Annotated in this window: 12 protein-coding genes; 3 read left to right on the plus strand and 9 right to left on the minus strand. The window is 74.2% G+C overall.

Annotation, left to right across the window (positions count from 1 at the left end):
• Nucleotides 1-70: 70 nt before the first annotated feature.
• From ACH5HR_RS04895 to ACH5HR_RS04905, 3 genes are all read right to left on the minus strand, one after another.
• Entirely contained in the window at nt 71-1330 is a 1260-nt protein-coding gene (locus tag ACH5HR_RS04895; RefSeq protein WP_402373795.1) for a sugar ABC transporter substrate-binding protein, read from the minus strand.
• A gap of 126 nt (nt 1331-1456) precedes the next feature.
• Entirely contained in the window at nt 1457-3505 is a 2049-nt protein-coding gene (locus tag ACH5HR_RS04900) for a beta-galactosidase (protein WP_416476563.1), read from the minus strand.
• Between the two features lie 158 nt (nt 3506-3663).
• Entirely contained in the window at nt 3664-4713 is a 1050-nt protein-coding gene (locus tag ACH5HR_RS04905) for a phosphatase PAP2 family protein (RefSeq protein ID WP_416476564.1), read from the minus strand.
• A 96-nt stretch (nt 4714-4809) separates the two neighbouring features.
• Here ACH5HR_RS04905 and ACH5HR_RS04910 point away from each other — a divergent pair, with 96 nt between their 5' ends.
• Nucleotides 4810-5838, plus strand: coding sequence for a serine hydrolase domain-containing protein (locus ACH5HR_RS04910; protein WP_416476565.1), 1029 nt, complete (start codon nt 4810-4812; stop codon nt 5836-5838).
• A 96-nt stretch (nt 5839-5934) separates the two neighbouring features.
• Here ACH5HR_RS04910 and ACH5HR_RS04915 read toward each other — a convergent pair whose 3' ends face one another.
• Nucleotides 5935-7641, minus strand: a complete 1707-nt coding sequence (locus tag ACH5HR_RS04915) for an HNH endonuclease signature motif containing protein (RefSeq protein WP_402373786.1) — start codon at nt 7639-7641, stop codon at nt 5935-5937.
• A 104-nt stretch (nt 7642-7745) separates the two neighbouring features.
• Between ACH5HR_RS04915 and ACH5HR_RS04920 the strand changes: the two genes are divergently transcribed.
• Complete coding sequence (locus ACH5HR_RS04920) at nt 7746-8114, plus strand: SdpI family protein (RefSeq protein WP_416476566.1); 369 nt, start codon at nt 7746-7748, stop codon at nt 8112-8114.
• Nucleotides 8115-8120: 6 nt separating this feature from the next.
• On the opposite strand, the gene ACH5HR_RS04925 is transcribed toward ACH5HR_RS04920, so the two are convergent.
• Genes ACH5HR_RS04925 through ACH5HR_RS04935 form a run of 3 tightly spaced genes read right to left on the minus strand, consistent with a single transcriptional unit; the run spans nt 8121 to nt 10408 of the window.
• Complete coding sequence (locus tag ACH5HR_RS04925; RefSeq protein WP_416476567.1) at nt 8121-8456, minus strand: YnfA family protein; 336 nt, start codon at nt 8454-8456, stop codon at nt 8121-8123.
• Nucleotides 8457-8502: 46 nt separating this feature from the next.
• Entirely contained in the window at nt 8503-9411 is a 909-nt protein-coding gene (locus ACH5HR_RS04930; RefSeq protein WP_416476568.1) for a CAP domain-containing protein, read from the minus strand.
• Between the two features lie 43 nt (nt 9412-9454).
• Entirely contained in the window at nt 9455-10408 is a 954-nt protein-coding gene (locus tag ACH5HR_RS04935) for a LysR family transcriptional regulator (protein WP_416476569.1), read from the minus strand.
• A 133-nt stretch (nt 10409-10541) separates the two neighbouring features.
• On the opposite strand from ACH5HR_RS04935, the gene ACH5HR_RS04940 reads away from it, so the two are divergent.
• Nucleotides 10542-11303 carry an alpha/beta hydrolase family protein gene (locus ACH5HR_RS04940; RefSeq protein ID WP_416476570.1) on the plus strand — a complete coding sequence of 254 codons (762 nt, stop codon included), beginning with the start codon at nt 10542-10544 and terminating at the stop codon, nt 11301-11303.
• A gap of 18 nt (nt 11304-11321) precedes the next feature.
• Here the strand turns inward: ACH5HR_RS04940 and ACH5HR_RS04945 are convergent, their stop codons facing one another.
• Complete coding sequence (locus ACH5HR_RS04945) at nt 11322-12914, minus strand: DUF7059 domain-containing protein (RefSeq protein ID WP_402373772.1); 1593 nt, start codon at nt 12912-12914, stop codon at nt 11322-11324.
• Complete coding sequence (locus ACH5HR_RS04950; RefSeq protein WP_416476571.1) at nt 12911-13438, minus strand: hypothetical protein; 528 nt, start codon at nt 13436-13438, stop codon at nt 12911-12913. The genes ACH5HR_RS04945 and ACH5HR_RS04950 overlap by 4 nt, the downstream gene beginning before the upstream one ends.
• Nucleotides 13439-13552: the final 114 nt, after the last annotated feature.

Raw genomic sequence — 13552 nt, forward strand, 5'->3', positions numbered from 1 at the left:
TTGGGGCTTAGTGTTGGCCGGGCCGGTGATGCCGGTTGGGCCGGGGCTCGACATCCTGTACGGCCGGGGGTCAGTTGGTGAGCGTCGCGTCGAGGTCGGCGAGCATCTTGTCCCACGCCTCCTGCGGCTCCGCGTCACCCGCGATGATCGCCGCCTCGGCAGCGTTCCAGTGCTCCCACACATCGCCCATCTCGGGGATCGACGGCATGGGGGCGCCGTTCTGCGCCGCGGCCAGGAATCCGGCGACCACCGGGTCCTCGGCGACGGCCTCGGCCGTCTCGGCGAACGCGGGCAGGCGCGGGTCGGCGTCGTACAGGGCCTGCATCGCCTCGGGCGTGGCCATGTAGTTCGTCAGGAACTGCGTGGCGACCAGCTTGTTCTCGCTCCGGGCCGAGAGGTAGAAGCCCTGCACGCCCACGAACGGAGCGGCCGTCTCGCCGCCCGCGGAGGGGATCGGCTCCACGGCGACGTCGATGCCCGCGTCGGTGAACATAGCGATGGACCACGGCCCGGCGACCGTGTAGGGGGCGTTGCCGTCGGCGAACTCCTGCTCGGCGATGTCGGGCGTCCAGTCGGTGCTGAACACCCCTTCGCCGGCCTGCCCGTTCTCGCCCAGCCACTCGGCGAAGGCGTACCCCTCGTCGCCACCCATGCCGATCTCGGTCGTGTACGAGCCGTCGTCCTCCTGGGTGAAGACGGGTGCGCCGAACGACGTCTGGAAGGCGTAGTAGGCGTAGCCGTCACCGTCGGCCCCGCCGGTGTTGATGACGAACGGCAGGTCGGTCCCGGCGTCCCGGCCCTGCGCGATCATCTCGTCGAAGGTCTCCGGCACCGGGTCCGGCGCGAGCTCGGTGTTGCGGACGAGTCCCACCGACTCCAGGGCGTAGGGCAGGCCGTAGAGCTGGCCGTCATAGGTCATGGCCTCGACCGCGACGTCCTCGAACTCACCCTCGCGACCGCCGAGGTCGACGGTGTCCACGACGCCGTTGACGATGAACGAGCCCAGCCAGTCGTGCGCGCCGATGGTGAGGTCGGGGCCCTCACCGGTGGGGACCTGGGCGAGGAAGTCCGCCCGGATGTCCTCGAAGTTCTTCACCACCGTCTCGATCTCGACGCCGGTCTCGGCGGTGAAGCTCTCGGCCGCCGCCTCGACGGCGGGCTGCCGGTTCTCGTCGACCCAGATGACGAGGTTCCCGGTCGCCTCCGGGGCGGCCTCGGTGGCCGCGGGCTCGGACGTCTCGGTCTCGGCGGGCTCGGTGCCGCCGCTGCACGCGGTGGCGAGCAGGGTGACGGCCGCGACCGCGGCGACCGACAAGGTGGTCTTGCGCATGGCTCTTCCTTCCGGACGGGGCCGCGATGCCTTCCGCAGGAGGAGGATCGCGACGTTGCGACCTGAGCGGCGCCCAGGTTCTCGAGGTGGTGGCCGGGACCGGCTCGAGCCGGTCCCGGCGGGGGTTCAGCGGTCCGGACCTCCTCCGTCACGAGGAGCGGTCCGGACGACGGCGACGCCGCCGGCGGGGATCTTGAGCTCTGGACCGGCCGGCACGCCGGCCAGCAGCTCGGTGCCCGCGACGCCCGGCAGAGTGGCCGGGGCGTCGGTGTGGTTGATCGCCACGACGTAGTCCGCCTCGGCGCCCCGACGGACGACGACCTCGACGTCCTCGGCCACCTCCGGAGGCGTGATGCCGGCGTCGGCGTAGGCCGCGCGCAGCACCGGGGCGAGGTCCTCGATCCCGAGGCGCGTCGAGACGTACCAGGCATGGCCGGCACCGTGCGCGTTGCGGGTGATCGCCGCGGTGCCCGCCGCCGGTCCGTCGAGGTGCCGCGCCACGATCTCGGCCGTGTCGAGCGCCAGGTCCTCGGCCCACACGTCAGCAGCGAGGGTGCGCGCCTCGGCGGCGTCGCCCGGCGACCACGCGAGCGTCACCTCCTCGCCCTCGCGCAGCGGCAGGAACTCGTCGACGCCCAGGCCGAGAACCTCGCGCAGGGGCGCGGCGTACCCACCGGGGTGGACGGCGTCGTGCGCGTCCACGATGCCGGAGAAGAAGGACACGACCAGCGTGCCGCCGTCGGCCACGTAGCGCGTCAGGTTCGCGGCGTCCTCCGCCGTGAGCAGGTACGACGCCGGGGCCACGACCATCCGGTAGCCCGACAGGTCCTGGCCGGGGTGCGCGAGGTCGACCGTGAGGCCGTCGCGCCACAGGCGCTCGTAGTACGCGCGCACCCGTTCCTTGTGCCGCACGTCGACCGAGGGGCGCCACTCCTGGTCCTGCGCCCAGAACGACTCCGTGTCCCACAGCAGCGCGACGTCCGCCGAGACCGTGGACCCCTGCAGCTCGGCCAGCGCCCCCACCTGACGCCCGAGCTCGACCACCTCGCGCCACACGCGCGAGCCGGTGCCGGCGTGCGGCAGCATCGCCGAGTGGAACTTCTCGGCACCGTACCGGGAGGCGCGCCACTGGAAGAAGCCGACGACGTCGGCACCCCGCGCCACGTGGGCGAGGGAGTTGCGAGCCATCTCGCCCGGCCGCTTGGCGATGTTGCGGGGCTGCCAGTTCACCGCGGAGCTGGAGTGCTCCATGAGGATCCACGGCTTGCCACCGGCGACCGAACGCGTGAGGTCCGCGGCGAGGGCGAGGCCCACGTGGCCGCGCGGGTCGGCAGCGGTGAGGTAGTGGTCGTTGGAGACGACGTCGACCTCGCGCGCCCAGGCCCACAGGTCGGTGGTGGGGCACTCGGCGGCCATGAAGTTGGTGGTCACCGGCTTGTCGGAGTGCTCGCGGATCGCGTCGCGCTCCGCCGTGAACAGCGCGCGGAGCTGGTGGTCGGTGAACCGCGCGTAGTCGAGCTTCTGCGCCTGGTTGACGGTCGACGGCGTCGGGCCCGGCGCGGTGACGTGCTCCCACTCGCCGTAGACCTGGCCCCAGAACCGGGTGCCCCACGCCTCGTTGAGCGCGTCGAGCGTGCCGTACCGGCCGCGGAGCCACTCGCGCCAGGCGGCGACCGCGGCGTCGGAGAAGTCCTCGCCGACCGGTGCGCCGTACTCGTTGTGGACGTGCCACATGACGACGGCGGGGTGGTCGGCATAGCGCTCGGCGATCCGGCTCGCGATGTTGCGTGCGGCGGTCTGGTACGCGGGGTGCGACGGCGAGGCCGCCCCGCGGGAGCCTGGCCCGAGGGCGAGGCCGTCGTGGGTGACCACCCGTGCGTCGGGGTAGGTCGCGTAGAACCAGGCCGGCGGGGCGGCGGTGGGGGTGGCGAGGTCGACCATGATGCCGTTCGCGTGCAGCAGGTCGAGAAGCTCGTCCATCCAGGCGAAGTCGTACTCGCCCTCGCGCGGCTCGAGCAGCACCCAGGAGAAGATCCCGACGCTGACGTAGTTGACGCCCGCCTCGCGCATCAGGCGCACGTCCTCGTCCCACGTCTCGCGGGGCCACTGCTCCGGGTTGTAGTCACCCCCGTAGCCGAGGGTGCGACCCGTGGGCCAGGTGCCGGTGACTGCCATGTCGCTGGGGATCCTCCTGCGCGCCGTGGGGACGCTCGATGCTGTGAACGGTCACAGCATAAGCCGACCGCGCCGTATGGTGACAAGAGGAAGGCAGCGTCGTTACGCGACTGTGACCGCGCACGGCCGGGCCCGCTGCTACCTCGCCGGGCCCGCTGCTACCTCGCCGGACCCGCTGCTACGTCGGCGGGGCGGGCCGTCGCCTGGCGCACCAGCAGCAGGAGCGCGAAGGTGGCCGCCGTGGCGGCCAGCACCCCCAGCACCCCGGCCGCATAGGCCGTGACGTCCTCGGCGATCGGCACGGTGCCCGCCCCGACGAGCCGCACGCCCGCGGCCAGCGCGATCCCGCCGGTGATCGCCGCACCCAGGAGCAGCAGCCCGACGAGGACGGACGACCCCGGCGACGCGAAGGCGTTCGGCCGCGGCAGCCCGGCCGGGAGGCGACGGCGGCGTGGCGCGACGTCGAGCGAGCCGGCGGGCGTCACGGCGCAGACCAGCGCTCCCCACGCCAGCACGACGAACAGCGCGGCGACGACGTCGGACGGCCGGTGCCACTGCCCGACGAGCGTCGACACCCCCGTGGCCCCCGTGTACGCCGCCCCGAGCACCGTGACGACCGGGCGCCACGCCCGGGGCGTGGCGAGGAGTATCGCCACGGACACGCTCGCCGCGACCGTCGTGTGCCCGCTGGGCAGCGTGTTCTCCCCGTTCCAGCCGGGCAGGAGGTCCGGGCGGGTGAGCAGCTGGTGCTTGAGCACCTGCGTCGTGAGGTTCGCCCCACCGACCAGCACGGCCACCTGCAGGGCGAGCACCCACCGCCGTCGGACCAGTGCCACGACCATGGCCGCGCCGATGCCGCCCACGACGAACGCGACGGAGACCACGTCGAGCACCGGCTCGGCCACCTGCCAGAGCCGGCCCTGACCGTAGGCCGCGCCGAAGAAGGCGAGCTCGTCGAGCCGTTGCCCAGGAACCGTCGTGACGAACACCCGGTAGGTGAGCCAGAAGGCGACCGCGGCGAGCAGGCCGACCGCCACGGCCGCCGCCTGCGTCCCTGGCCGGCCACGCGGCGCGGGAGCCGTCACGGACGCGACCGGGGTGCGGCCTCCGCCCGCGGGAGCGGGCCGCACCCGCGCGGGGGCAGGCGCGACCGGTGCGGCGCCCGCTGGGGGCTCCGCTGCCGGGAGCTCACGAGTGTCACCGTTCACGCAGGTCACAGTATCCGCTCCGTGTGGCGGACCGGTGGACGAGCCGTGCGGTCCGCGGGCGAGCCGTGCGCGGTCCCCGGGCCCTATCGTGGAGCCGTGCCCGGCGCCGACGAGATCCTCGACCTCACCGCGAACCGCCTCGGCCGGCGGCGCGTCGGCGTCGTCGTCGGACACCTCGCGGCCGACGGCACGACGACGGTACGCGGCACCGGCCGCACCTCGCTGCCCGACGGCGGCACCCCGGACGCGCGGACGAGGTTCGAGATCGGCTCGATCACCAAGACCTTCACCGCTCTGGCGCTGGCCCGTGCCGTGACCGCCGGGGGCCTGGACCTGGAGACGCCCGTCGGTGATCTCGTCCCGGAGGTCGCGCCCTTGGGGCGCGGCGGCACACCGGTCACCCTGCGGCACCTCGCCACCCACACCTCGGGCCTGCCGCGCGTCCACATCTCGATGCTGCGCGGCACCCTCGACGCCTACCGCGGCCTGGATCCTTACCGGAACCACTCGGAAGAGGCGCTCCTCGCCGCGATCCGCTCCGGCCGGCTCCGCCGCACTCCCGGCACCGGGCGGCAGGCCTACTCGAACAGCGGCTTCGGTCTGCTCGGCATCGCCCTGGCGCGGCACGCCGGGCTGACCTATGCCGAGCTCGTCGCCCGCGACGTCACCGGCCCGCTCGGCCTCACCGACACCGGCACCAGTGACGCGGCGACGGCCGAGCAAGCCGCTCGTACCGCCGTCGGGCATCACCGACGGCGCACGCCCGCCGCGGCCTGGAACCTCGATGCGCTGCCCGGCGCCGGGGCGCTGCACTCGACGGCCGACGACCTCCTCACCTGGGCACGGTGGCACCTCGACCCACCACCCGGCGAGCTCGGCGAGGCGCTGCGGTTCGCCGTGGCCGAGCACGGTCCCCGCATCGGGCTCGCCTGGCAGCGCAGCGCGACGGAGGCCGAGCGACGCCGCGGGCGCGACCAGGTGATCTGGCACAGCGGCGGCACCGGCGGGTTCCGCTCCGCGCTGTGCCTGCAGCCCGCCACCGGCGACGCCGTCGTCGTCCTGACCAACCACGGCCGGAGCGCGGCCCTGGCGGCATTCCGCCTGCTGGCGGCACTGTCCCGCTGAACGCGGGCAGGGTCGGCATCGCGTGGGACGACGGTGCGCAGAGCCGCCGCTCAGGACCTTCGTGCATCTGGGTCGTTGCTCTCGGGACCGCGGGGCTCAGAACGGGGGCTCGCCAAGGTCCGGCGGGAGCATAGGTCCCGGCTCCGGCGGGATCGGACGCTCCTGCTCCCGCGGGATCGCTGGCCCGGGCAGCACGCGATGGATGCTGGCAGGTGGTCGCCCGTCCGGCCGGGTCACGTGCCGTCTGCCCGTCGGCGACGTCCACTCCAGCGTCCCGCCCAGTCCGGGTGGATCACTGGCCGATCCGTCGGCGTGGACAGCTCTGGCGCGGCGTACGGACCAGCCCGTCTGGTGCTTGAGCACATGATGCTTGCGGCACAGGTGAGCAAGATTGTCCGCACTGGTGGTTCCGCCGTCGGCCCAGTCGGTGGTGTGATCGAGGTCGGCGCGATCGGCGGCGACACCGCAACCGGGGAACCGGCAGGTCGCGTCGCGCCGGGCAAGTGCCGCCCTCAGCCCGGACGGCACCGTGTAGGACTCCCGCCCGACCGACAGCGCGAGCCCGGTCTCGGGGTGGGTGAGCACGCGGCGCAGCGACGGCGCCAGCTCGGCCAGCTCGCGGGCGATGTCGGCTCCGATCGGGCCGTGCCCGTCGAGCTCCGCCGGGATGTCGGCCACACCCAGCAGGGTCAGCACCGGCACGGTCACCGTCACGCGGGGCCGGATCGACCGCGCAAGAGCGGCCAACGACGGAATCGTGGACACCGCGGGCCCACCGGACACCGCGAGCCCACCGGACACCGCGAGCTCCCCGACCGCTCCAGGCGTCAAAGGCTCAGCAGACGCCACAGGCTCCCCGGGCGTCACAGGCTCCCCAGAGGCACCGGGCTCGGACCGCGGCCGCGGGGACGCGCGCTCCACGGAATCCTGCTGGGGCGGAGACTGCGACGGCGAGGATCCCGACCACCATCGCTCGGCCGGCGGAGGCGCGAGCGGCAGGCAGGTGCGGTCGAGCGTGCCGTCGTCGAGCAGCAGCGCAGCGAACGCGTCGGCCATCCCGTGGCTTCGTCCACGAGAGCCGTCCTCGCCACGCAGGCTCGTCGCGGCACGGTGCAGCCTGTCGTACGCGGCGTGCGCCACGACCGCGGGCAGGTGCGCCGAGAGCCAGGCCATCCCGTCACGACCGTCGTCGAGGTAGACCCCGCGCGACTCGGCGGCCCGGGCGTGCCGCACCTCGACCGGCTCCGGGTGGACGTCCTCCCGCGCGCGGCGGGCACGGGCATCGACCTGACCCGGTGTGCTGGCCACGAGCGCCGGGGCGACGGCCTCCTCCACGCGCCGCGCGTCCGCGTCGTCCAGGTCGGCGACGTGCCGGGCGACGCGGGAGGCGTGCGCCCAGGAGCAACGCCCCGCCGACAACAGCGCGAGCGTGCGCGGCGCCTTCGTGCGCAGAGCAGCGGCGTGGTCGCACAGCGTGCCCGCAGCGTGCTCACCGACGTGCAGCACGGTCGCGACCTCGGCGACCACCGCCCGGCGGGCGAGCTCCTGACGACGCGAGGACGTCGCGCGCGCCGCAGCACCGCCGTCGTCCACGAGACGGGACTCCGCGCGCTCGGCGACCTGGGCTGCCTCGGCGAGCAGGACCGCCCGGCGGCCCTCCAGGGCGCCGATCGCGGACTGGACCTCGGCCAGGGAGTCGAGGAGCTCGTCGAGCCGTGACAGCTCGACGTCCGCCGGTGCGGACGCCCGCCGCACCACGGCGGTGGCCGTGGTGCTCGGTGGGCTGGCGGGCTGCGTCGTCATGTGTCGAACCTAGCAGGATTCGAACACGCGTTCTATACCCTGTGGAGAACGATCACGCTTCTCCCCGCCGTCGGTGTGGCCCACGCCGGGTACGGTCGTTCACGATGGGAGACCTGGGCGTGAGGATCCTGCTGTTCGTCGTCATGCTGGCCTCCGGCGTGCTCCTCGTCTGGTCGGCTCATGCCGCCGCGTCGGGACGCCTCAAGCGGAACCAGCTCGCGGGGATCCGCGTCCCGAGCACGATGGCGAGCGACGAAGCCTGGCTGGCGGCTCACGTCCGGGCCGAGCGACCGACACGACTCGCCGGGTTCGCCTCGATGGCGAGCGCGGTGTTCGCGCTCCTCCCGCTCTCCACTCCCCTGCTGGCGGCCGGGGTGCTCCTGGGAGGCCTCGCGATGCTCGGGTTCGTGCTCTACGGCGCCCGCGTCGGCATCCGGGCAGCCACCGAGGTGTCCAAGAGCTCCAACGGCTGAACCTCCCTACGCCGGCCGCGGGGCGTACATGATGACGGCCACCCCGACGAGGCAGATCAGTGCCCCCGTGACGTCCCAGCGGTCGGGCCGGAAGCCGTCGACCACCATGCCCCAGACCAGCGAGCCCGCCACGAACACGCCGCCGTACGCGGCCAGGATGCGGCCGAAGTGCGCGTCGGGCTGGAGGCTCGCGAAGAACCCGTACAGACCCAGGGCGATCACGCCCGCGCCGATCCACAACCATCCGCGGTGCTCGCGGAACCCTTGCCACACGAGCCAGGCGCCGCCGATCTCGAACAGTGCGGCTCCCAGGAACAGGACGATCGATCGGGCAGTGTTCATGATGACCATCCTGCGGGACCGGGTGGCACAGCGCGTCGGGCTCCGCTCAGCGTCCGAACACCTGGGTCCACCACGGGCCGCCCGCGCCGGGCTCCATCCCCAGGCCGTGCCGGGTGAGGTCGCAGTTCAGGATGTTGGCGCGGTGCCCAGGGCTGGCCATCCACGCCGCGACGACGGCCCGGGCGTCCGCCTGCCCGCGAGCGATGTTCTCCGCGCCGAGCCCCGCCACCCCGGCGGCGTCGGCACGGTCCCACGGGCTCCGCCCGTCGGGTGTCACGTGGTCGAAGAATCCCCGGGCGGCCATGTCCCGCGAGTGGGCCAGTGCCAGGGCGTCCAGGGCAGAGTCCGCGCGCAGGGCGCCACAGCCCGCCGCAGCACGCTCCGCGTTGACGAGCCCCAGGACGCCGTCGGCCTCGCTCGCGGCCGTCCGGGCACCGGCAGCCTTGCCGGCCGCCTTGACCTCGGCCCCGCCGTCGGCGTCACCGTCGGCGCCCTGGTCGGCGCCGTCCCCGCCAGCGTCCTCCCCGTCGGCGCCGTCCCCGTCGGCACCGTCCCCGTCAGCAGGTGGTGCGCCGGCGTCCGACGGCGCGTCCTCGGCGTCGTCAGCGTCGGAGTCCGAGTCCGAGTCAGCGTCCTCACCGTCCGCCGAGTCCTCGTCCACGAAGCCCTCGCCGTCGGTCGCGACCTCGCCGACCGCGGAACCCGCTCCGCCGGCCGGGCCGCCACTGCCGTCCGGTGCACCGCCGTCGTCCCCATCGGTCCCGGCCTCCGGGCGCTCCAGCGATGCCTCAACCGCCATGACCGTCGGGGCGCCGCCACCCAGGTCGTCGCTGATCCGGAGGGCTCCCGGCGCGACCAGCGCCGTCGCGAGCACGAGGACCAGGCCCACGGCAAAGGTGGCCAGGAGCGCACCGAGCTGACGCAGGCCGCTGCGGGGTCTCCGTCGACGCGACACGCAGGAACCGTAGCGCCCCGGCCGCCCCGGGCGAAAGGCACGGCTACAGGGCCGAGCCCTGCGCGATCACGTATCGCTCGTACGCCGGAGTGCGGCGCACGGCCTCCGCGTGGGCGTAGACGGCGGCCGCCCGGACACGGTCCACGTCGAAACGTTCCCCGGCGTCGCCTCGCCAGGCGACGTACTGCGTCCAGCGCAGCGGCTCGCCCTCGAGGGCGACCGCCCGGACACCCGGCAGGTCGAGCAGCAGCGGCTGCACGAGCGCGATCGCGTGCCCGCCCTTGACCTGCTCGACCGCGGAGGCGCGCTCGGTCTCGCTGACCTCCCGGGGTGTGAACCCCGAGCGCGCGCAGGCGGCGACGAAGCACCGCTCGAAGCATCCGTCGCCGGGGGCGGACAGCCAGTTCTCCTGCGCGAGCTCGCCCAGCGGCACCTCGTCGTCGCCGGCGAGGCGGTGGTCCTCCGGCAGCAGCACGAACACCGGGTCGGTGCGCAGCCGCGTCCACTCCACCCCACCCTCCGTCGGCAGGACGGCGTCGCCGCACGCACCGACCAGCGCGATGTCGAGCGTGCCGTCGGCCAGCCGCACCGCCGCCGCGTCCGCCGACCAGGACGTGAAGGACGTGACGTTCACCCCGGCGAGGTCGGCGCGCAGGCGGTTGAGGAAGATCCCGCCCAGGACGGTCGAGACCGTCCCCACGCGCAGGGACGTGGCGGCGTCGGGCCGGGCGAGCACGTGCCGGCGTACGTCGTCGTGGAAGGCCTCCATGGCCGGCAGCAGGACGCGCGCGTGCCGCAGCACGAGCTCGCCCAGCGGGGTGGTGCGCGTCCCGTGCCGGTCGCGCACGAACACGGGCCCGCCGAGGGCCTGGTCGATGCGGTTGAGCTGTGCGGACAGGGCCGGCTGCGCCATGCCGAGGGCAGCGGACGCCTTCGTGACGCTGCCCTGCTCGGCGACGACGGTCACCAGCCTCAGGTGCCGGAGGTCGATCTCCATACCGAGAAGATATCTCCGCCAGAGCATTCGTGGGATGACCCGTTGGTCACATCGGCCCCGGACCGGCCGTGGTGCGCTCCAGGCACGGGCAGTGTGCACACTGTTCCCCACAGTACCGACGAGAGGAACCACGATGGCGGAACGCGTGACGTTCGCGTCCAGCACCGGGCCCCGGCTGGCCGGGATCATCGACGAGCCAGAGGGCGAGATGCGCGGCTGGGGACTGTTCGTCCACGGCTTCACGCTGGGCAAGGACTCCCCCGCAGCGGCACGGATCTGCAAGCAGCTCGCGTCCGAGGGCATCGGCATGCTGCGCTACGACAACCTGGGGCTGGGCGACTCCGAGGGAGACTGGGGCGACGGGTCGTTCACGGTGAAGGTCGCGGACACGGTGCTCGCGGCCGAGCTCATGGCCGCCCGCGGGACGCCGGTGAGCCTCGTGGCGGGCCACTCCTGGGGCGGCGCCGCCGCCATCGCGGCAGCGCCGGAGATCCCCGACGCACGGGCGGTGGTCACCGCGTGCGCGCCGTTCGACCCGAGCCACGCCGAGCACCACTACGACGAGCTGGTCGACGAGGTCCTCGAGAGCGGCAACGCCGTCTGGCAGGTCGGCGGCAAGCGCCTCAATCTCAAGCGCGGCATGGTCGAGGACGTCCGCGAGGCCGACCTCGAGCACCGCATCCCGCAGCTCGGGCTGCCGCTTCTCGTCATGCACTCCCCCACCGACAACATGGTCGGGATCGACAACGCGAGCGAGATCTTCCGCGCCGCGCGACACCCCCGCAGCTTCGTCTCGCTGGAGGGCTCGAACCACCTGCTGACCAAGCCGGGTCAGGCGCAGCGCGCGGGCCGCATCATCAGCGCGTGGGCCGACCCCTACCTCACGCCGGCCTGAGCCCGGGCGAGCAGCCGCTCAGGCCGGGGCGAGGAACCCGTCGCGGACCATCCCGCGCACCGCGGGCAGCAGGTCCGCCGCGAGGTCCGACGGCGGCACGTCCAGCAGCGCTGCCAGCGCACCCACGGTCTGACCGACCGTCAGCTCGCCGTCGCACACGCCCACGAAGGCCGCCAGGCCGGTCGAGGCCTGCACGCCGCGGCCCAGCCCGTCGCCCTGCCGCACCACGATGACGTTCGGGTCGGTGGCACCCGGTGAGAGGTACCGCTCCTCGGTGACGTCGCCCGCCACGACCAGGCGCTGGCCGGCCAGCGCCTGGTCGTCGTGGCGCTCCAGCCAGTCGTGCGCGGCCAGCGAGGCCGCGAGGTGCCCGCCGAGCGGCTGCCGCAGCGACCCGTGGTGCTCCTCCAGCCGCCGCAAGGTGACGCGCCCGGCGTCCGTGCCGCCGTCGGCCGCTGCCACCGGCCGGCGCAGCGTGACGATGCCGAAGCCGACGGCCTCGACGTCGCGGGAGGCGAAGTCGTCCAGCCAGGCGCCGTAGGCCGCCGTCCAGGCTCCCGGCTCCCGGGCGGCCGTGGTGCCCCCGTCGCGGATCCACGTCTCGGCGTACTCCGCCGGGTCGAGCACCTCGCGCTCGATGACCCAGCCGTCCAGCCCGGAGTCGTCCAGCCAGGCACCCACGCGCTCCGTCCAGGGCTCGCCGCGGCGGTGCTCCCAGTTCACGAGCATCTGGGCCACACCGCCCGGGGCGAGGACGGACCCGACACCGGTGACGAGGTCCCGCACGAGGTCGTCGCCCGACCGCCCGCCGTCGCGGTACTCGAAGTCGCCGAGCGCCTCGGCCACGGTGGCGCCCGGCGCGCCTGTGCGCGGCGTGATGACGAACGGCGGGTTGGAGACGACCAGGTCGAACCGGTCGTCGGCGACCGGCTCCAGCATCGAGCCGCGCCGCAGCGTCAGGTCGGCGCCGGGCACGTTCAGGGCCGCGTTGAAGCGGGCGAAGGCCAGGGCACGGTGCGAGATGTCCGTGCCGACGACCGAGTCCGCGTGCCGAGCGGCGTGCAGCGCCTGGATGCCGCAGCCCGTGCCGAGGTCCAGCACCCGCCCGACCTGCTCGCGCACCGTGACCTGGGCCAGCGTCAGCGCCGCACCACCGGCGCCCAGCACGTGGTCACCGGCGAGCCGGCGTCCCGTCACCGCCTCGCCGAGATCGCTGGCGAGCCACCAGGCGACCGGCCCGCTCGCGTCGGTGGCGGCGTACGGGCGCAGGTCGACGACGGCGCGGACGGGATCGGCCGAGCCCTGGCCGGCCGCTCGGACCAGCCCGAGCCGTGCGGCGCCGTCGGCCCCGACCCCGGGCAGCGCGCCGTCCAGCGCGGCCCGCGAGACGTCGTCGCCGAGCAGGAAGAGCGAGGTGAGCGTCGCCCGCGCGTCGTGGAGCCCGGCCACGACGCGGCGGGCGGGCAGCGGCTGCTCTCGGTGCAGCGCGGCCGACGCGACGTCGCCCAGCAGGTCCTCGACGCCGTCGACGGTGAAGCCGGAGGTCTCCAGCGCCGACCGCAGCGCCTCCACCTGCCCGGTGTCCCCGGACGGCGCGGGCGCAGAGGTCATCCGCGGCACCCGGCGTCGAGGTACTCGGTCACCGAGGCGTGCGCGGTGGTGGCCCGGGCCGTGTCCACGTCGGAGACGGCCAGGGTCATCGCCGAGGCGACCGCCTGGTCGTCGTCGGCGTCGATGTCCTCGAACGCGCCGACCGCCTTGTCGAGGTAGGCGGTCATCCCGTCCCAGCCGGGCACCTCCGCCGTGTCCTCCACCGAGCTGATGGAGCGGTGCGCCTCGCGGAACCCCGCGACCAGCAGGCGCGGGTGCTCCTCGTCGACCCCGGCCAGAGCGCGGTTGGTCTCGGCCCAGGCCTCCTGGAGCGCCACGCACTCCTCGTCGACCGACGGGGAGGGGGACGCGCCGTCGCCTCCGCCCATCGAGAGGTCGGACTCGATCGAGATGGCGGGGGCCGGCTCGGAGGCCGCCTGCGGCGACCCCTCGGAGGAGTCGCAGGCGCCCGCGACCGTCCCGGCGGACATCGCGACCACGAGGGCGACGACGGTGCGGCGGGTGCGCGGACGGAGCGGCAGCATCCCACCATGGTGGCCTATCCGTCGTCCGCGCGGGAAATCGCGGTGGCGTCCGGTGAGGCGTCTCACGCGGCAGATCGGACGAGTCCGGACGAGTCGGTGCGCGTCGGGGCGTCG

This window comes from Isoptericola maris (genome assembly GCF_048065335.1).
In the GTDB taxonomy this organism is placed as follows: Bacteria; Actinomycetota; Actinomycetes; order Actinomycetales; family Cellulomonadaceae; genus Isoptericola; species Isoptericola rhizosphaerae.

Coding starts and splice junctions, on each gene's coding strand:
- ACH5HR_RS04895 (WP_402373795.1), bottom strand. CDS start 1,330: ATGCGCAAGACCACCTTGTCGGTCGCCGCGGTCGCGGCCGTCACCCTG.
- ACH5HR_RS04900 (WP_416476563.1), bottom strand. CDS start 3,505: ATGGCAGTCACCGGCACCTGGCCCACGGGTCGCACCCTCGGCTACGGG.
- ACH5HR_RS04915 (WP_402373786.1), bottom strand. CDS start 7,641: ATGACGACGCAGCCCGCCAGCCCACCGAGCACCACGGCCACCGCCGTG.
- ACH5HR_RS04920 (WP_416476566.1), top strand. CDS start 7,746: ATGGGAGACCTGGGCGTGAGGATCCTGCTGTTCGTCGTCATGCTGGCC.
- ACH5HR_RS04925 (WP_416476567.1), bottom strand. CDS start 8,456: ATGAACACTGCCCGATCGATCGTCCTGTTCCTGGGAGCCGCACTGTTC.
- ACH5HR_RS04935 (WP_416476569.1), bottom strand. CDS start 10,408: ATGGAGATCGACCTCCGGCACCTGAGGCTGGTGACCGTCGTCGCCGAG.
- ACH5HR_RS04940 (WP_416476570.1), top strand. CDS start 10,542: ATGGCGGAACGCGTGACGTTCGCGTCCAGCACCGGGCCCCGGCTGGCC.
- ACH5HR_RS04945 (WP_402373772.1), bottom strand. CDS start 12,914: ATGACCTCTGCGCCCGCGCCGTCCGGGGACACCGGGCAGGTGGAGGCG.
- ACH5HR_RS04950 (WP_416476571.1), bottom strand. CDS start 13,438: ATGCTGCCGCTCCGTCCGCGCACCCGCCGCACCGTCGTCGCCCTCGTG.